This is a genomic window from Flectobacillus roseus, assembly GCF_030056595.1.
Classification (GTDB): domain Bacteria; phylum Bacteroidota; class Bacteroidia; order Cytophagales; family Spirosomataceae; genus Flectobacillus; species Flectobacillus roseus.
In genome coordinates, this window is record NZ_JASHIF010000009.1 from 219,061 (window position 1) to 239,730 (window position 20,670).

Sequence of the window (20,670 nt, forward strand, 5' to 3'; positions counted from 1 at the left end):
TTTGCCTTTTGACTAAATCTCTTAGTTCATTGCTATCGTTCGCTCGATAAGATACGAATGTATTAAAGTGAATTTCGTTGAATAAAGCGAATAGGTGTTTTGATATGTTCTTTTTTACGTTGTAAAATTAAATTAGCTGCCTGTCGACCAAGTTCTTCGTAATTGATGGTTACCACAGATATTCCTCCAAATAAAACTTCTTTTAGAGGTGTTTCATTGTATGAAATGACACCAATATTTTCACCTAATGATAACTGGCGTTTGGTACAAAGTTTCAAAATATCGGCAAGACCTTGTTCTGAAAGGATCAAAAATACTTGATTTGGTTTAACAACCTCTTCTTTTATTTCATTTATTACATGAAAGTCAAAAGAATATTGTTTTGCAAACTTCTGAATTCCTTCTTCCAGTGACTTGGCAATTGTATTGGATTCGTTCACAACCAAATTAATGGTTTGATATTTACTTAATGAATCTTTTATCTCCGAAAATATTCGCTGAATTCCCTCCTCAAAGTCGTGGTACACACAAGCATATTCACCTCGGATAAACTCGTTTCGTTTATCCAAAATTAGTAGTTTTTCCTTAGGAATACTATTAAGTGTTTTCAGAACATCTTCATGAAGATAGGACGAATGCAACAACACCGCCACATGATCATATTCGGTAATTCTTTCACGAATCACTTGATCAAAGTGCTGAGTTGACAGTGGTGTAACCTGATGAACATATACATCGACATGAGCTTTTTCTCCCAATTTTTCGAGAAAACTTTGGTAGATTTTATCTTTAAAATCACTCAGTTTGTTAAAAACTAGCAGCACCTTCATGGAGGCGACACCAGTCTGATTGTCGAGAATAGTTTGAGGTTTTGTCACGTGTATATGTGGGTACGATGGAATACTTTCTATTTTCAAATCTCTATTTTTTTCTACTTACTCAAAAATACTCAGTAGGTAATATAGGTAATGTCCTGCACTATGCCGTAAATAAAATTTGAAGCATGACAGCCACCTACAGCAGGGCATTTCAGGACAGGGCTTGGATCATCGAAAGTCTACCTTTGACAGAAAGTTTTGGTTCAAAAACTTACTTCAACAATTCAATGAAGTTTTAAAGTTTTTGTTAATTAAAGTCCTTTACCTCTGGTCTAGGACTTTTTTGTTTTCAGGAATATTCCCAGAAAAATACAACTTCAACATTTCTACACTTTACTTGTAGCAAACCGTATTTTCTTCTGACATTTTTTACACAATCTGCAATATATGTCCTACCAGATTCAAAAAAAGAACTTTTTGCAAGATATGTACTAGTATTTGCCAAATGTGTCCTAACAGAATCGAGCAATATTGGTCTATCTTTGAATCATCAAAAAACTGGATTTTATCATAATTTTTCGGTACTTATCCAATTCAGTAAAAAATTAAAAAAGCCCTTTTAGTCTTACCTCAATACAACTCAAAGGCATTTGAAACCTATCATAACTTTAGTAAGTATCGTTATAAGGTAAACCAGTTTTTTGAGATCCCTTTTTCGTCGAGTACCCAATACCTTATAAAAACTATAGTAATTCCAAAAATTAACGTAATGAAGACTTTTGTAGAATTTGCCCAAATTAAGCACGACTCGAAAACTCCGAAATACCAACAATTGGTAAACTCGCTTTTGACCGATATTGAGTCGGGAGTCCTGAAAGTTGGAGAGCGTCTCCCTTCTATCAACGAAGCCAGCGAGGAATGCTATCTTTCAAGAGACACCGTAGAACGTGCTTATGCCGAGTTACATCGTTTGGGTGTGATTACGTCTATCTTTAGAAAAGGTTATTTTATTTCTGGAAAATCTGCACAAAAGAAAACTAAAGTTTTTTTCTTGGTTGGTAAAATTACCGAAAGCAACAAAGCCATCTTCAATGCTTTTGTAAATGCAGCAGGTAAAGAAGTGATTGTAGATATTTTTACTTATAACTACAAGAGTGATAATTTCCGTGAGATTATCAACAACCACCTAGGTAATTATCACTACTATGTGATTATGCCTCACTTAATCGAGGAAAACGAAGAAAACATCAAATGCCTCAAGAAAATTTCGGGCGAACGCTTGATTTTGTTGGACAAATCTCTCCAAAATCTTAACGGTACTAACTCTTCAATCGTAAATAATTCAGGCGAGGAGATTTGTAATGTTATGCAAAGCCAGTTAGAGGTATTTAAGAAATATAAAACACTCAACTTGGTACTAACAGAAGAAGAATACTTCGATGCTGAGTTGATTACAGGTTTCCGTAACTTCTGCGAAAATAATGGCTTCGATTTCCAAGTGTTGGATGGCTTAGAAGGCGAAGAAGTAGAAGAAGGAAATGCCTATTTGACGATGGATGATACCGATTTGGTATATGCTATCAAGTCGAGCACAACGCAAGGATTTACTTTAGGAAAAGAAGTTGGCTTGATTTCACTCAATGATTCATGTTACAAAGAAATCCTTGCGGGTGGTATCACGGTAATTTCAAGTCCATTAGAGGAAGTTGGCAAAATAGCAGCATCTGTTGTGGTTGAGGGCAAAAAAACTAGCACACAAATGCCAATGCAAATCATTTTAAGAAATTCATTATAATAAGGTATATTAGAAAATAATAAAGCAACTTTCCCTTGGATTGTTGCTTTTTTTTGTGCCTTATTTTTTGTCATTCCAACCAATAAAATCAATATTCCTTTTCAGTCCCTCTAATTTGGTTCGTTTGACTGGAGATTTTTTAAAAACTTGATTAAAAACCTCTGTGGTTATTTCTTCCCAATCTTTATTGGTAAAATCTTTCAAGTCGGGGTGTAGATTAAAAAGGGGTTCTTTATGTGGTTTTGAAAAACGATTCCAAGGACAAACATCTTGGCAAACATCACAGCCAAACATCCAATTATCAAATTTACCTTTCATTTCGATAGGAATTGCGTCTTTGAGTTCAATGGTAAAATAGCTAATGCATTTTGAACCATTAACCACATAAGGTTCTACGATCGCCTCGGTCGGACAAGCTTCTACACAACGTTTGCAAGTACCGCAAAAATCTTTGACAGGACCGTCAGGTTCTAGCTCCAAATCGATAATGAGTTCTGCAATAAAGAAAAAGCTACCGTGACCTTTATTGATCAAATTAGCATTTTTCCCAACCCAGCCTAAGCCTGACTTTTTGGCCCATGCTTTATCCATGACAGGGGCAGAATCAACAAAAGCACGCCCTCCTACTTCACCAATGTTTTCTTGAATAAAATCAAGCAACTGTTTGAGTTTGTCTTTTATCACAAAATGATAATCCATTCCGTAGGCATACTTGGAGATTTTATAGTCCTCCTCGTTTTCAGAAAGTTTTTCCTCTGGGTAATAATTATAAAGTAACGACACCACCGACTTAGCATCATCGACCAACAAACGAGGGTCAAGACGTTTATCAAAGTGATTTTCCATGTAAGTCATCGCACCATGATAATTATTGTTTAGCCACTTTTCTAATCGAGGTGCTTCTTCTTCCAAAAAAGTAGCTTTTGATACCCCACAAAAATCAAATCCAAGCAATTTTGCTTGTTCTTTGATGAGTTGAGTATGATGTTGTCGAAGTTGGTTCATAATATCAAAAGCCCGTTTGTTCTATTACAAAGGTAGTTTGGAATTGTGAAACTTGAAAAATCAGGTGATAATCTGTAATTTTGATAGAGTTTCAGTTATCTCTAATGCCATAGGTTAGTTATTTCACATCTCTTGCTGCCAATTTCCATTTTTTTTAGCTTTAGAAACATCTTTTCTCCAATAAAAGATGTCTTTATTAGTACCCATATCAAATTATTTATCAAGCATATAAAATCATCAATTGTATGAAGCGAAGTTTATTACTCCTATCGATATTATTCTTATGTTCACTAAATTCTATAGGACAAGTTATTGGCGGTACAAATTTCTCAGCACTACCACGAGATTATCAACTATATCCACGAAATGTAAGTGGTCAAAGTACCGTCCCTATCAGTGGGAGTACTACCAGAGCCAATGTGAGTTACTACTCAGTACTTATTAACCGAAATGCTCAAAAATATAATTACCAAAAAGCTAATGTGAGTTATATCTCTGGAAAAGGAAGTTTTAGTTTCAGCAACCTTATCATAAAATCAGAGCAAGCCAATTATGATTTCAGCATCTATCAAGTATTATCATCTGGTGACTCTTCTTTGGTAACAAGTGTTGGCAACGTAGTTTCAGGGGAAGTGATTGTGATTACGGGTCAGTCTAACTCAACTTGCTTTTTTACAGAAACTCGAACAAATCCATTTTGTAGAACCTTCGGAAAAATCACTGATACCTTTAATACTGCCAATTATAACCCCGCAGACACACTTTGGACATTGTCTAACCAAAATGGTTATGATTACAATGTCGGAACCATGGGATTTGAACTACAAAAACTTATTTTGGACAATTATGGCATTCCAACCTGCCTTATTAACGGTGGCACACATTGGAGCAACGCACAGCAACACGCCAACCGAACAGCGTCCAACCCAGCAGATTTAACTAATACCTATGGCAGATTATTATACAGAATACAAAAAGCAGGATTGCAAAATGCAGTAAAAGCATTTATCTATAGACAGGGAGAAAGCGAAGCCTACGGAGAGGGTAGTGATTTCAAAAAATACTTCAATATCACGCTATCCAATCTAGCACAAGATTTACCATCAATCAAAAAAGCCTATCTCTTTCAAATTGATATTATCGAGAATGCCATAGGATATGCTCCCTCGGTAAGAGAAGAACAGCGACAGGTTGGTATTGAAAATGCTCTTGTTGATGTGGTGCCATCTATTGGTACCACAGGCTTTGATGGACTTCATTATTCTACACTTGGTTATCAACAAAATGCAAACGAATTATTTCGACTGTATAAACGAGATATTTTAGGTGCCATGGACGACGGAAACTTCTCTGCGCCAAATATACAAAAGGCCTATTATACCACACCTCAAAGAAATCAGATTGCCGTTATTTTTCAGAAAGGACAATCACTCAAATGGCCAGAAAATGTTAATGGCTTGAACATGATAGATTTTTTTTATCTCAATGGAACAAACGGGCATTTCAAATCATGGACTATCTACAAAAATGCTATCTTATTTGATTTATACAATACCAATCCCTCTACTACAATTGGCTACTTACCCCCTATTGTGAATAAAGGAGACCCTTTGTTTCCATATGTGGGTCCATATATCACCAACCAGTCAGGAATGCGTGCGCTTAGTTTTTATCAATATCCTATTGGAGAGTATGACCCCAAAAACGTGATTCCAGGCAATACAGACCCTGTTATTTCATTTAGTAAAATTCCTCAAAACTTACAGATGTTTCCTCGTAACAGCAATAATACTTCTGAAATAGAGGTAAAGGCTAGCTTACAAGAAGCTCCAATAAAGTATGATTATGTCTCTATTTTAACCAAAAGAAGTAGTGTCAATTATAGCTATACCAAAGCGGCATTGAACTACAACAATGGCAAAACTGATTTTAGTTTAAAAACTACTATCAAAGCTGAACTAGCTACTTATGGCTTCAGTATCTATGCCATAACAGGCTCTGACTCTGTTTTGCTGGCTACAAGAACCGATTTGGCATCGGGAGATTTCTTTACAGTGATGGGACAAAATAATGCAAAAGCATGGCATAGCGAAAATAATACTGTAACCTACAACTACTACAGTCCTTATTGCCGAACTTTTGGTTCAAAAGCAAATACCAATTATGCTTTGTCTGATACAACATGGAAAATAAGCGGAGATGTTCGTTCAGAAGTTGGTGTTTGGGCTATGGAACTTCAAAGAAAATTAGCTGAGCAATATGGTATTCCTAGTACCATTATCAATGAGTCTGCAATATCGACACCTCTTTCACAGCAAAACATTACTAATTCATCTGGCGATGACATTAGCACTGTTTACGGGCGATTATTATATAGGGTAAAAAAAGCTGGAGTTGGTATCCAGCTCAAAGCTGCCTTTTGGTGGGGAGGAGATGTTGAGGCGCGTAGTGCCGCCAGTACTTCCTTTCCTAATGAGTTTGATAAACTTTACAAACGTCTAAGGAGTGATTTTCCTAGCACTATCCCACTTTATACCTTCCAGAGTAATATTTATTACAATGGAGTGCAAGATGCTGGTAAAATGCGTGATTTCCAGAGAACTATTGCTAATAACTACGCCAATACAAAGGTATTTTCAAGTCTAGGTTACGATGGATTTAATGGCGTTTCAGGTCAATATTCATTAGAAGGTTATACGCAAATAGCCAATACTCTTTGGAATACCATCAACAATGATTTGTATGCCACCACTAAGGCTAGTATTTCAACCAGCCCACAGGTTCAGAAAGCTTTTTACACTGATGCCAACAAGAAAGAAGTTGCAGTCATTTTTGAAGAAGGACAAACCCTCGTATGGCCGAACGATGTAGACCAAAATGGTAATAAATATGAGATGCGTTTTTACTTTTATCAAGATAAATCGTCAGCTGATATTGGTAGCGGAAGTGTCAATCAAAACCGTCTGACACTCACTAGTAATACCAGTAGTTCTGCCAAGACGTTGACTTATCTTCCAGATTTCATGCCTTCTAGTGGTAATACATTCGATACGAGAGTAACATTTAATGGTCCATTTCTCAAAAACTCACAAGGTCTAACAGCATATAGTTTCAAAGACTTTCCAATTGCTGATGCCTTAAATAGTCCTGTGCTGTCAGTCAGCAAAGTAACAGCTACTTCTCTGGATATTACTTGGCCAGCTATTGCAACCGCAACGAGCTATATCATTGAAATCTATAAGCCAGGTAATAATACTTTACTAAAACAGAATATTGTTTCGGGCACCACACTGAGTGTGTCATTCACTGGTTTGGAGGACAAAACGCAGTACACTGTCAAGGCTAAAGTTATCTCAGCGGCGTCCGAATCGCCATACAGCTCTATAACAGCACTTACTTTCAATGCTCTAAAAGCTCCAACCTTCACAGGAAATGCAACTTACTATAATGCAAATCAATTAAATTGGGGAACTATTGACTCTGACGTTACTGGTTTTATACTTGAACGTAAAACACCCGATGTATCAAACTACACAGTAATACTTCAGCCCAATGCTGGAACAAATTCATTCGCTGATATCAATCTTACCGCTAATACCACGTATCAATATCGAATCAAAAGTAAGAATACAGTAACCGAGTCACCCTATACAATGCTGGAAATAAAAACGCCGGCATTACTTAATACTCCGGCACTTAAAGCAACAGCCGCAAGTGAATTTAGTATTAAATTGACATGGGATAATATCGGTGGTACCAACACCTATCAAATTGAAAAAGACGCAGGCAATAATAGTTTTCAAGTCTTGACCAAAACCGATGGTAATACCATAACTTTCACAGACACTAAACTTGAAGCGAATACCACGTATAATTACAGAATTAAGGCTTTTTCAAGTTTCTCTGAATCTAATTATGCCTTTGCCACTGCTACAACCTTGATTATTTTAGGATTTGACGACCCAAGTTTTAGCAAAACCCTATTGTATCCTAACCCCAATAATGGGAAGTTTATAGTAAAGTTTGAAAAACCTTACTCTGGCGAGCTACGTGTGATAGATTATTTAGGACGTGAAAACTACAATGCTAAGCTAAATCAAAGCACTGAAAAAGAGCTAGATTTATCAAATTTACCTTCTGGCAATTACCTTATTAATTGTCAATCAGGAAATGTCTGGCACACAATAAAATTCCAGCTCATTCAGAATCCTTAAAACTTTTCAACTGAAAACTGACATTCGGGAGAAAAGCCGTAACTTTGTAATTCTCTAAATCTGCCAAGTTGGCAGAAATCATGAAATGGCAAAAAAATTGAACATTTTTCAGAAAATTAAAAATAAAGCGAAAAGTTCACTGAATATGGAAAATAAAGAGGAATTACAGGCGGAAGAACAAGTTTTACAACAAGATACTGACAATCAGACAGTCGGAACAGAAGAAAATACTCCAGAAGTAGAAAATAAAGAAGCTAGTCAATTAGAGAATTTATCCATCGAATTGGCAGAGTTGAAAGATAAATATATTAGATTATATTCTGACTTTGATAACTTCCGTAAGCGTACTGCAAAAGAAAAATTGGATATGATTCAATCAGCATCTGAAGGAGTAATCAGAGATATTCTTCCTGTGGTTGACGATATCGAAAGAGCAGTTGCGAATGCACAAGAAGGCGAAATTTCAGAAGGCGTTACTTTGATTTTCAATAAGCTAAATCATGCGCTTACCAGCAAAGGCTTAAAACCAATGGACGCAAAAGGTGATGTATTTAATCCAGATTTACACGAGGCTATTACCCAATTCCCTTCTCCTACAGAGGAAGATAAAGGTAAAGTATTCGATGTAATCGAAAAAGGATATTACCTCAATGACAAGGTAATTAGATTTGCAAAAGTTGTAGTGGCTAACTAACATATCATGACATAATGCCACATTGGCATTATTATCTATTATAAAATCATGGCAAAAAGAGATTATTATGAGGTACTTGGCGTAAGCAAAACTGCCAGCGATGACGAAATCAAAAAAGCGTATCGTAAGCTTGCGATTAAGTATCACCCAGATAAAAACCCAGGCGATAAGCAGGCTGAAGAAAGCTTCAAAGAGGCTGCTGAGGCGTATGAGGTATTATCAAATCAACAAAAACGTCAGCAATACGACCGTTTTGGACACGCAGGTATGAGTGGTGCTGCAGGTGGCGGTGGTGCGTATGGTGGCGGTATGAACATGGAAGATATCTTCAGCCAGTTTGGAGATATTTTTGGTGATGGTAGTCCATTTGGCAATATGTTTGGCGGTGGAGGCGGTGGTGGTCGCCGTGTGCGCAAAGGATCTGACCTTCGTATCAAATTAAAATTAAACCTTGAAGAAGTCGCTAATGGTGTTGAGAAGAAAATCAAGGTAAAACGCCATGTAACTTGTAAGGCTTGTACTGGTAATGGTGCCAAAAATGGTACAGAAGTACAAGGTTGTCAAACTTGTGGTGGTTCGGGTCAGGTGCGCCGTGTTCAACAAACCATGTTAGGACAAATGGTAACTACCTCTACTTGTCCTACTTGTAATGGCGAAGGTAAGATGATCAAAACTCGTTGCGAGGTTTGTTTTGGTGAAGGTCGTGTGCTTGAAGAAGAAATTATTCCAATCAAAATTCCTGCTGGTGTAGCCGAAGGTATGCAATTGTCGATGGGTGGCAAAGGTAACGTGCCTCCTCGTGGTGGTGTAGCAGGTGATTTGTTGATTGTTATCGAGGAAGAACCACATGAAATATTACACCGTGATGGCAACAACGTTATTTACGAATTGTATCTAAACTTTGCTGATGCTGCCTTAGGTACTTCTGTGGAGGTTCCTACAATCGGAGGTAAAGCTCGTATTTCAGTTGAAGCAGGTACGCAAGGGGGTAAAATCCTACGACTAAAAGGTAAAGGTATCAAAGAAATCAATGGATATGGTACAGGCGATCAGCTTATTCATGTGAATATTTGGACCCCAAAAACATTGAGTAAAGAAGAAACAGATATTCTTGAAAAATTAAAAAATTCACCAAACTTTGCACCAAAGCCAAGTAAAGGTGAAAAATCTTTCTTCGAAAAAATGAAAGACTTTTTTAATTAAGTAAAAGGGAGTTATTAGAGACTAGTATATCAGTTATTAGAATAAATGCATAACGCAGATATAATTCTAATTATATCTTTTCTATTACTTAATTACAAAAAAGGGTTCGATAACAGTTTTGTTATCGAACCCTTTTTCTTTGTCAAGACTTTCATAAACTATGCATTATCTTAAATCCTGAGACAAGAATAATGTTATTAATTTCATTAAAAAAGGGTGCGGAAAATATTTCCCGTACCCTTTTTTAATACTACTATGTGATATTTTTATTCTGTGTAAGACACAATCATTGCGTCTCTACTGCAAGAATACAAATTTTAACATAATCGCTAATTCGCTCAATAATGATTCATATTATGATTGAACTATAAGCTAGCTTTTTGCAACTGACTATTAAACATTTGTTCATATTTAGCTGCTTCAGGCATTTTAGCTTCTTTCAAGCCATTGACGATAATCTGCATTTCGTACAATGCTGTTTGAATTTCTCTAGCATCGCTACCACGACGTTCTGTCAAATAGTAATCTAACGCTTTATTATTACGATTCATCATTGTATCAGCAATCTGAAGAGCGGTTTTCTTGTCTCCTACTGCCAAGTATAAAGCTACATAATTTGCACTCAACTGATCGTAAGGAATCGTTTTATCAGGCATTACCTTCATTTCGTAATCCAACGCTTGTTTTGCCTTTTGCAATTTACCTTCACGTACCAATTGGTCTACCAATCTCAAGAAGCTCAAACGTGCCGTCACTACTGGTACTTCCAAATAGAAATCTGAATGATAATACGTTTTAGGATTATCCAAATCACGCCAAGCCATTTTAGTAGTCATGTTGTTATACATGATGTCTGTGTTGACAAAGCCATCTTTCGCACCAGGAACTTTAAATGGCATCAAACGATAAGCATAACCTTCCAACTGCATAAATTCTTTCATATTCAAATAGCTACTGCTTGCCAATGTTGTAGCGAAGTAAATTGGACGTTTCCAACCTTCAGCTGCGTTTTGAGCAATAATGTCTAATTGAATCAATTCTGGCTTCATAATCCCACCTTTACCTACATTCCAGCTAATCTGATCAGTTAAGAACTGGTCCATATCTTTTGGAACAATACCAGATTTTTTCACTTGGTCTACATTCACTGGCAGAAATACTGTTTCAGAAGGCATCGTATTGATCATTGAACCATCTTGCAAAGGTACTTTAATTGCTTGATTATCATCCTTCACCAATTTCATGTACTCTTGTAAATTGATTCCTGTTTTTACGTTAGGGTTTTCGTAAAACAAGATTTGGTCATTAACACCTTCCAAGAAACGATCTTTTGACAATGAAATCGGCAAAGCCTGAGACTCATACGTTTTGCGTTTCATTTGATCGATATACCAATCTGTACCCAACAACGATAAGTTACAAACACGTACGTCTGTACGGAAGCCTTCTACTTCTTGCACATACCACAATGGGAATGTATCGTTATCTCCTCCTGTAAATAGGATAGCATTCGGAGCACAAGAGTTCAACATGTTTCTCGCAAAATCTACTTGGTGATAACGGTGATTTCTATCGTGGTCATCCCAGTTTTGCTGAATCAATATCACAGGAACAATCGCAGAAAGCGCTGTAGCAGCAATACCACTCGAAGCACCATTTTTCAAGAACTTTGTCAACCACTCTGCCAATTGCATCACACCCAAACCAATCCAGATAGCAAAGAAATAGAACGAACCTACATAAATATAGTCACGCTCACGTGGCTCAGTTGGTGGCGAGTTTAGGAATACAACCAATGCCAAACCTGTCAGTAAGAACATCAGAATAGTTACTAAGAAATCTTTTTCATTTTTACGATATAAAAGATAGAAACCTAATAATCCTAAAATTAAAGGAAGATAGAAATAGTTATTTCTTGCTTTATTCGTAGCTAAAAGCTCTGGTAAAGCTCCTTTTCGAGTATAATCAATCACGCCAGCATCTTGAATATCGCTTTCACGACCTACAAAGTTCCACAACAAATAACGCATATACATATGTCCCATTTGATGCGAGAACATGAATTTTAAGTTATCCCCAAAGGTTGGTTTCTGTCCTTCTGGAATACCCAGCATTTCTCGATATAATTCTACGTGTTGAGGTGCGCTAGAATAAATACGTGGGAAAAGCATCTGACCATCTTTTGAGTAAGATACTTTTTGCTTGTGATCATATACCACATATTTACCATCCTGCATTTTGTAAACAGGTGCTCCTTGCTCTACACTTTCAACTTCTGCTGTATAGATAGGCCCGAACAATAAAGAACGATCGCCATATTGCTCACGACGCAAATATTTCAAGAAGTTGAGGATATTACTTGGGTCATTTTCGTTGATTGGTGTGTTGTAATTTGAACGAACCAAGGCCAAAGTATACGACAAATAACCAATTAGTACGAATGACAATGCCAACATACCAATATTCAAATTAACCTTGTTTTTCTTCTGAGAATAGAGAATTCCACCCACCATAAGTCCAACAAACAAAATCAAGAACACTACTACCCCAGAACCATAAGGCATTCCCATGCCATTTACCATTCCTAATTCAAAACTGAAGGCAATAGATGGAAGTCCCGGGATAATTCCTGAGTTAATCACTCCTAGAATAACCAAACCTGCGAAAATTGAGGCAAATCCTCCTAGATATGTAGGTTTTGGATACTTTTTAAAATAATACAACAATGCCAAAGCTGGTACTGTAACCAAGTTCAATAAGTGAACTCCGATTGATAAACCAACGATGTAGGCAATCAAAATCAACCAACGGTTAGCCGTAACTTCATCTTCAATGATTTCCCATTTAAAAGCTGCCCATACAACCAAGGCAGTGAAGAATGAAGACATAGCATATACTTCTGCCTCTACTGCTGAGAACCAGAAAGTATCTGAAAAAGCATAAGCTAATGAACCAACAACACCTGAGCTCAATAAAATAAGTGCTTCATTGAAAGTAAGTTCATCAAATTTCTTATTAAGAACTTTTCTACCAATCAAGACAATAGTCCAGTGCATAAACAAAATAGTTAGGGCACTCGAAACTACCGATAACATGTTTACCCAATAGGCCACCTGCAATACATCACCAGCCGCGAAGAGGGAAAATAATCGACCCAACAAGAGGAACAATGGTGCCCCAGGAGGGTGTGGAACTTGAAGCTTGTAAGCACAAGCAATGAATTCACCGCAATCCCAGAAAGAAGCTGTTCTTTCTACAGTTGCAGCGAATACGATTAATGAAATAACAAAAACGGCCCAACCAACTAAGTCGTTAATCTTTTTAAAGTTGTTCATTAGGAGATACTTTATCTGTTTTAGAGTCTATGAATACTGTATCCGACAGTATTGCGCAAACGGAATATTTCGCCTTTCAAAGTCAAAAATAGCAAAATAGGCCGGTGTATTTACTTTTACTTTAGTTAAAATGTGTTAAAATGACTGTTTAATGTCAGCTTTTCCAAATGAAATGATTATCTGTCCTTGCTCATTACGCAATTATTTCAACCGTCTAAACAACAAAAGACCTCACAGAGAGTTGTCTGTGAGGTCTTTCTGAAGACATTTAGACACCTTCAAACTGGCGCAGGAATCGCACGTCGTTCTCGGTAAATAATCTTAAGTCTTTAATACCATATTTTAGCATGGTGATACGTTCGATACCCATCCCAAAAGCAAAACCTGTATATTCTTTCGAATCGATACCACAGTTTTCTAATACATTAGGATCTACCATACCCGAACCAGCAATTTCTACCCATCCAGTGTATTTACAAACGTTACAACCAACTCCTTTACAAATCAAGCAAGAAATATCGATTTCAGCTGAAGGCTCTGTAAATGGGAAATATGAAGGGCGGTAACGTACTTTGGTATCCTTACCAAACATTTCTTTGGCAAAGTGATAAAGTGTATCTTTTAAGTCTTTAAAACCAACATTTTTATCAATATACAAACCTTCTACCTGATGAAACAAGCAGTGAGCACGTGCCGAAATAGCTTCATTACGATATACACGGCCTGGCATAATTGAGCGTAAAGGAGGTTGCTTTTGTTGCATCAAACGAATCTGTACGTTTGAAGTGTGCGTACGCAACAATACGTCGTCAGCTACATTTCCACCTTTTTTCTCAATAAAGAAAGTATCTTGCATTTCACGAGCAGGGTGATTTTCTGCAAAATTCAAAGCCGTAAAGTTATAAAAATCTGTTTCGATTTCTGGACCGTCAGAAACATTGAAGCCCATTTTCTCAAAGATTTCGATAATTCTTGCACGCACTATGCTCAATGGATGTAAGGTCCCGTTCTCTTGAGGAACTACAGGTAATGTCAAGTCAAACTCAATACTTACTGCATTCTCAGAAGAAGCTTCAAGCAAGGCTTGCATCTCGTTAAATTTGTTTTGAGCAAAGTCTTTAAGGCCATTCAATTGCTGACCAATTTCTCTACGCTGTTCGGCTGCTACATTTTTTAGTCCATCGAAAAGCTCACCAATAACACTCTTACGCCCTACGTATGCTATACGGAATGCCTCTAACTGATCTTTGTTTTCAATCACGAAAGCATCAACCTGCTGATGTATTTCTTGAATTTTCTCTTGCATTTATTCTAAATATCTTAAGTAAAAGGCTTTGTTCATATCCCAAAACCTTGAATCAGCAACGCTAATTGATTCAAGCCTATACAATGGGTCTGCAAAATTAATAATTTAAGCCAAAGCAACGAGATTTTAATTGGAGGTTTTTCGAAAATGTAGGCAGAAGTAGTTGATATGTGAACATTCTTAACATGAATTAAACTTATTTTCGGTCAATCTTCTACTGCTTTTTCGTTTTGTCAGTTTCATATCCAACTTTTAATCTCACTGGAGGATTATCAGAAAAATTAATGATTGCATCTACAAGTCCTTTTACTTTTGCAAATACACTTTTTTTCTTTCCAGTTGAATCTTTCTCTTCCTCATTGAATACCAACTTGATCCTGAGCTTCTTTTTAGGGTTATCCATAAATTTCTCTACCGTCAAAACTGGAGGAGCTTCTTCTGAGGCATAAATTTTGGTACCATTACTGAGCATGGCAATACTAAAAACCAATAGAAATGTTTTAGTAAAATATTTTTTAGAAGGGAGAGTATTCATCATATAAGTTTAATAAGGTTGAGTCTATTGAGTAATTCAAAAGCATATTGTTAACTGCATAACAAATTAATCATCAATCGCCCATAAAACCAAATCATATTAAAACAAAAAGCTCATTACCTACCTTGGTAATGAGCTTTTTATAATTACTTTAAATTTCAATCTTATGCGCGTACTCTCACGCGATTGAAATGCTTGTATAATTTCTGAATTCTACCTTCTACATCTTTATCTGAATCGATTAAAACGCTAATATTTTGTACGGCATGAATAACTGTACTGTGATCACGACCACCAAAATGATAACCAATAGATTTTAAAGGTAAATTGGTAAACTCCTTCATCAAATACATAGCTACCTGACGAGGGAATACAATTTCTTTCTTACGACTTTTACCTTTCAAATCTGTCATAGTAACATCAAAATGAGCAGTAATCGCATCAAAAATATTATCTACCGTAATTTCTTTTTCATTATCGACTACGATGTTCTTCAAAGTAGTACGAGCCAAATCCATATCTATTTCACGACGATTCAACGACGCATGTGCCATCAACGAAACGATTACTCCTTCCAATTCACGCACGTTGGTGTCTACACTATGAGCCAAATATTCAATAACCTCGTCTTTGATATAAATGCCATCCGCTTGCAATTTCTTTTGAATAATAGCAATACGGGTCTCAAAATCAGGCTGTTGTAAATCTGCTGTCAACCCCCACTTAAAACGTGAAAGCAAACGGTCTTGCATACCCGCCAAATCACGTGGAGGGCGGTCAGAAGACATAATAATTTGCTTACCTGATTGATGCAAGTGGTTAAATATGTGGAAAAACGACTCTTGCGTTTTTTCTTTTCCTGCCAAAAACTGAACGTCATCCAATATCAATACATCAATTTGCATGTAAAAATTCGTAAATGCCTGCAAGGTATTATTACGAATCGCATTGATGAATTGATTGACAAATTTTTCAGATGACACATACAATACAAATTTGTTTGATTGTGTGCTTTTGATATAATTTCCAATTGCTTGAATCAAATGTGTTTTTCCCAAACCTACTCCACCATAAATCATCAAAGGGTTAAATGACGTAACACCAGGGCGTTGTGCCACAGCCAAACCTGCTGAGCGTCCCAAACGGTTACAGTCTCCTTCAACAAAATTATCAAAGGCATAATGTGGATTCAAGTAAGAATCCAACTCCAAAGAATCTAAATCCTTTAATTGAAAAGGACTTTCATAAATTGTTGGCTCTGGACGTCTTTGTACGGGTGGTGGTGTGGTACTTTTCTGATTTGGTACATTTAAGGCGATAGGAGGATTTTTACGATCACCTTTGTCAACGATAATAGAATATTCGAGCATACCCTGACGACCCAAAGTATAATCAATAGCTTTGCGTAAGGCATGTACATAATTTTCCTCAAGCCATTCATAAAAAAACTGGCTCGGGACTTGTATGGTCAATGTGTTATGTTGAATTCGAAGAGGAACTATGGGTTCGAACCACGTCTTGAAGCTCTGTTCGTTGACTTCTTGACGAATAATTTCGAGGCACTTAGCCCACACTTGCCTTGTTTCGGTTTGCATGGTTGGGGTAAATTTTTAAAATAATGGCGAAATCAGATGTTCTATACACAAACCTCTGGAAGTTAAGCATTTAACTTTTTTGTAAAAAGCAATGACTTGTCTTGTGCCAAATCAAGCCACAAAAATAGTAAATTTTATCATCAGAAAACGCTATTGGGATGAGATAAATCATTTTTCGAACAATCTCAAAACGATTCTCTTAATTCCATTCCTTGACTATCTTATTTGAGCAGAGGTTTTGCTTATTTGAAAGATTTTACCGTATTTATCAAACAAAGTAAAGCCTAAATTATAAAAAAACTCAAAATACAACACATTATCTTTCAGGATATTAATCAACCGTTTAATAAGTTATCGCTTGTACAGTCTGTTTATTTCTTCCAAAAATAAAGTCATTCAGTAGCGATATCTACTATAGTTTTGTTCTATAAAAAATACAATAAAATCCTTTTGAATATCAAGTTTTGGAGATTTTTTGGTTTGATAAATCTAAGACATTACATTTGTTCAACTTTGAAAAATTAAATTATTTGAAATCCATTTTCAATATGGCAGCATCACTCTTTGAAGACTTTCAACCTCATTCTAAAGAGGTTTGGAAAAATCAAGCAATCAAAGACCTTAAAGGAAAAGACTTTGATCAAACGCTGATTTGGCAAGCCGAAGGCGACTTGCATATTGAGCCTTATTACAATCATGAAGACTTATCTTCTATTCCTGTAGATTTGATCCAAAGTGCGCAAAAAAATACGGCTATGGCCGCATGGCATAATCGTGAGAAAATCATTTTTTCAAGCGAAAAAGCAACAAATCAGCATATTCTAGAGGCTATCGAATGGGGAGCAGATAGCGTGATAATTGATTTTGAAGGAAAAGATATTACAACTATCGACTTCAAAAAACTCTTACATCAAATCAAGCTTTCGGAGATTTATGTCTTTTTTAAAGTTCAAAATCAAAGTTTACAACTACTCGAAACCTTAGCTTCTTTGATTCCTTATCAAATGAAAGGTGGTGTAGAAGACGACTACTTAGCGACTTGGATGAGTACTGGAGAGTTATCAAAAGATAGTACAATCCAACTAGCACAATCTATTAGAAAAGTACAAAACCACCCTCACTTTAAAGCTCTTCTAGTTTCGGGTGAAGTATTCCATAATGCAGGTGCAAACAGCGTACAGGAAATTGCCTTTACATTGTCCAATGCCTTAGAATATATCGATCAACTTACAGAGGCTGGTTTATCTTTGGAGGATATTTTGAACAAAATTGAATTTAGTGTTGCCGTTGGAACAGACTACTTTACTGAAATTGCCAAAATTAGAGCCATGAGATATTTATGGCAAAAAGTGTTGTCTGAAGGATACAATTTCGACAAAACAAATGAATTTCCAGCCATCATTACCGCTCATACTTCGAGCTATTTTGATGCTGCTTTAACGCCCAATACCAATATGCTTCGTGCCACAACCGAGGCTATGTCTGCTATTATTGGTGGTGCCAACGCCCTAGTTTTACATGCTTATAACTCGACCTTCGAAAATGAAGAGAGTTTTGGGAAAAGAATTGCTCGCAATATTTCAACCATTTTGAAAGAAGAATCGTACCTTGACAAAGTAAATGACCCATCAGCAGGAAGCTATTATATTGAGCATTTGACTTTCGAATTAGCTCAAAAAGCACTAGACCTCCTGCAAGAGGTGGCTTCGTTAGGTGGAAGTATTGCAGCGTTCGAGCAAGGATTCATTCAAAATACGATTGCACAAACTCATAATAGTCGTACGGAAGCAACAACTTCAGGTAAACGTGTTATGGTTGGCGTTAACAAATTTAGATTTGATGAAAAACCTTTTGTTTACGAAACAACAGAAACAACATCATCAACAAGACCATTATTAAAAGCCCTAAGATTATCAGAAGTTGTAGAAGCTCAGTAATAGTCTCAGTGAGAAATAACAAAACAAAGCTATAAAACCAAAAATTTGTTTGATGACTTTATGAAACCAAACCTTTCAAATATTCAATTACAAGAAGGAAAAGCTAAGGGTGTTGCTTCTAGTTCTCCTAAATTCTGGAAATCACCTGAAGGAATCCCTGTAAAAGTACATTTTACCCAAGCTGACCTCAACGATGCCGAGCATTTGAGATTTGCGGCTGGTTTGCCTCCTTACCTTCGAGGTCCATATTCGACTATGTATGTCCAACAACCTTGGACTGTACGTCAATATGCAGGGTTTTCAACTGCTGAAGAATCCAATGCTTTTTACAGACGTAACTTGGCAGCAGGACAAAAAGGACTTTCGGTAGCATTTGACCTCGCTACTCACCGAGGTTATGATTCAGACCATCCACGTGTAACAGGCGATGTTGGAAAAGCAGGGGTGGCAATCGATTCGGTTGAAGACATGAAAATTCTTTTCGACCAAATTCCATTAGACCAAATGTCGGTTTCGATGACCATGAATGGCGCAGTATTGCCCATAATGGCTTTTTATATTGTAGCAGCAGAAGAACAAGGCGTTGGTTCTGAAAAACTGTCTGGTACTATTCAAAATGATATTCTCAAAGAATTCATGGTGCGCAATACCTACATATATCCGCCAGAGCCTTCGATGAGAATCATTGCAGATATTTTTGAATACACCGCTCAATTGATGCCAAAATTCAATTCTATTTCTATTTCTGGCTATCACATGCAAGAAGCAGGTGCTACCGCTGATTTGGAATTGGCATATACCTTGGCTGATGGTTTGGAATATCTTCGCACGGGTATTGCGGCGGGTCTTGATGTAGACAACTTTGCTCCTCGCCTATCCTTTTTCTGGGCTATTGGAATGAACCATTTTATGGAAATTGCCAAAATGCGAGCTGGTCGTTTACTTTGGGCAAAAATTGTAAAACAGTTTAGTCCCAAAAACGATAAATCCTTGGCTTTGCGTACGCATTGTCAAACGTCGGGGTGGTCATTGACAGAGCAAGACCCGTTCAACAACGTTACTCGTACTTGTGTAGAAGCAATGGCTGCTGCTTTGGGACATACCCAAAGTTTACATACCAACTCGCTCGACGAAGCGATTGCACTTCCTACGGACTTTTCGGCTCGTATTGCTCGTAACACGCAATTGTATATTCAAAACGAAACTAATATCACGCGTGTCGTTGACCCTTGGGGAGGTTCATATTATGTAGAATATTTGACCAAAGAATTGGCTAAAAAAGCTTGGTCATTGATTGAAGAGGTTGAAAGTTTGGGGGGAATGGCAAAAGCAATCGAAACAGGCTTGCCAAAAATGCGTATCGAAGAAGCAGCGGCTCGCAAACAAGCCAGAATAGATTCAGGAAAAGATATTATCGTTGGGGTAAATAAGTACAAATTGGCAGAAGAAACCCCAATTGAGATTTTGGAGGTAGATAATCAGGCAGTACGTTTATCACAGATACAAAGATTAGAGCAAATAAAGGCTGTTCGTGATAATGAAAAAGTAATAAAAGCACTCGAAAAAATCACTGAAGCCGCTAATACCAAACAAGGAAACTTATTAGCTTTGGCAGTAGACGCCGCTCGCGAGCGTGCCACTCTTGGCGAAATATCCATGGCACTAGAAAAAGTATATGGTCGCCACAAAGCTATTATTCGTTCAATTTCAGGCGTATATTCATCAGAAGTGACAGACGACGAGAATTTCAGAATTGCAAAGGAAATGGCAGACGAGTTTGCCAAATTGGAAGGTCGCCGACCTCGTATTATGGTGGCCAAAATGGGACAAGACGGTCACGACCGTGGTGCCAAAGTAATTGCCACAAGTTTTGCCGATTTAGGTTTTGATGTGGACATTACCCCACTTTTTCAAACACCAGAAGAAGTTGCCAAACAGGCCGTCGAAAATGATGTCCATGTAGTTGGTGCCTCAAGTTTGGCTGCAGGACACAAAACGCTTGTTCCTGAGCTTATCAATGAATTGAAAAAACTCGGTCGCGAAGATATTATGGTAATTGCTGGAGGAGTAATCCCTGCGCAAGATTATGCATTTTTGTATGAATCAGGTGTGAAAGGTGTTTTTGGTCCTGGTACCATTATATCAATTGCAGCACAAAAGATTTTGAAAGAATTGATGGACTAGTTCATTTTTATGAGACATTACTAATTGAGTGAATGGTGATTTAGTGGTT

At 37.0% G+C, this 20,670-nt stretch carries 12 protein-coding genes; 6 read left to right on the forward strand and 6 right to left on the reverse strand.

Annotated elements, in window-relative coordinates:
- Positions 1-62: 62 nt before the first annotated feature.
- Positions 63-917 carry a substrate-binding domain-containing protein gene (locus tag QM524_RS11865; RefSeq protein ID WP_283344764.1) on the reverse strand — a complete coding sequence of 285 codons (855 nt, stop codon included), beginning with the start codon at positions 915-917 and terminating at the stop codon, positions 63-65.
- Positions 918-1,587: 670 nt separating this feature from the next.
- On the opposite strand from QM524_RS11865, the gene QM524_RS11870 reads away from it, so the two are divergent.
- Positions 1,588-2,613: a GntR family transcriptional regulator gene (locus QM524_RS11870; protein WP_166549137.1), complete on the forward strand. Its 1,026-nt coding sequence runs from the start codon at positions 1,588-1,590 to the stop codon at positions 2,611-2,613.
- A gap of 60 nt (positions 2,614-2,673) precedes the next feature.
- Here QM524_RS11870 and queG read toward each other — a convergent pair whose 3' ends face one another.
- Positions 2,674-3,618: a tRNA epoxyqueuosine(34) reductase QueG gene (queG, locus tag QM524_RS11875; RefSeq protein ID WP_283344765.1), complete on the reverse strand. Its 945-nt coding sequence runs from the start codon at positions 3,616-3,618 to the stop codon at positions 2,674-2,676.
- 245 nt (positions 3,619-3,863) lie between these two features.
- Between queG and QM524_RS11880 the strand changes: the two genes are divergently transcribed.
- The 3 genes from QM524_RS11880 to dnaJ all read left to right on the forward strand — a co-directional run bounded on the left by QM524_RS11880 (position 3,864) and on the right by dnaJ (position 9,729).
- Positions 3,864-7,832: a sialate O-acetylesterase gene (locus QM524_RS11880; RefSeq protein WP_283344766.1), complete on the forward strand. Its 3,969-nt coding sequence runs from the start codon at positions 3,864-3,866 to the stop codon at positions 7,830-7,832.
- 145 nt (positions 7,833-7,977) lie between these two features.
- The gene (locus QM524_RS11885) at positions 7,978-8,526 is read left to right on the forward strand and encodes a nucleotide exchange factor GrpE (RefSeq protein ID WP_166577111.1); all 549 of its coding nucleotides are present in this window, start codon (positions 7,978-7,980) and stop codon (positions 8,524-8,526) included.
- A gap of 45 nt (positions 8,527-8,571) precedes the next feature.
- Entirely contained in the window at positions 8,572-9,729 is a 1,158-nt protein-coding gene (gene dnaJ / locus QM524_RS11890; protein WP_283344868.1) for a molecular chaperone DnaJ, read from the forward strand.
- 365 nt (positions 9,730-10,094) lie between these two features.
- Here dnaJ and QM524_RS11895 read toward each other — a convergent pair whose 3' ends face one another.
- The 4 genes from QM524_RS11895 to dnaA form a co-directional block, all read right to left on the reverse strand.
- A complete protein-coding gene (locus QM524_RS11895) occupies positions 10,095-13,064 on the reverse strand; it encodes a glycosyltransferase family 117 protein (RefSeq protein WP_283344767.1) in 2,970 nt (989 codons plus the stop codon).
- A 268-nt stretch (positions 13,065-13,332) separates the two neighbouring features.
- Entirely contained in the window at positions 13,333-14,370 is a 1,038-nt protein-coding gene (gene pheS, locus QM524_RS11900) for a phenylalanine--tRNA ligase subunit alpha (RefSeq protein ID WP_283344768.1), read from the reverse strand.
- Positions 14,371-14,584: 214 nt separating this feature from the next.
- Positions 14,585-14,908 carry a hypothetical protein gene (locus QM524_RS11905; protein WP_095162462.1) on the reverse strand — a complete coding sequence of 108 codons (324 nt, stop codon included), beginning with the start codon at positions 14,906-14,908 and terminating at the stop codon, positions 14,585-14,587.
- A 161-nt stretch (positions 14,909-15,069) separates the two neighbouring features.
- Positions 15,070-16,500, reverse strand: coding sequence for a chromosomal replication initiator protein DnaA (gene dnaA, locus QM524_RS11910; RefSeq protein WP_095162460.1), 1,431 nt, complete (start codon positions 16,498-16,500; stop codon positions 15,070-15,072).
- Positions 16,501-17,048: 548 nt separating this feature from the next.
- Between dnaA and QM524_RS11915 the strand changes: the two genes are divergently transcribed.
- Both QM524_RS11915 and scpA read left to right on the forward strand, forming a co-directional pair.
- Positions 17,049-18,437, forward strand: coding sequence for a methylmalonyl-CoA mutase family protein (locus QM524_RS11915; protein ID WP_283344769.1), 1,389 nt, complete (start codon positions 17,049-17,051; stop codon positions 18,435-18,437).
- Between the two features lie 60 nt (positions 18,438-18,497).
- Entirely contained in the window at positions 18,498-20,621 is a 2,124-nt protein-coding gene (gene scpA, locus QM524_RS11920) for a methylmalonyl-CoA mutase (protein WP_388045737.1), read from the forward strand.
- The last annotated feature ends 49 nt before the right edge of the window (positions 20,622-20,670 follow it).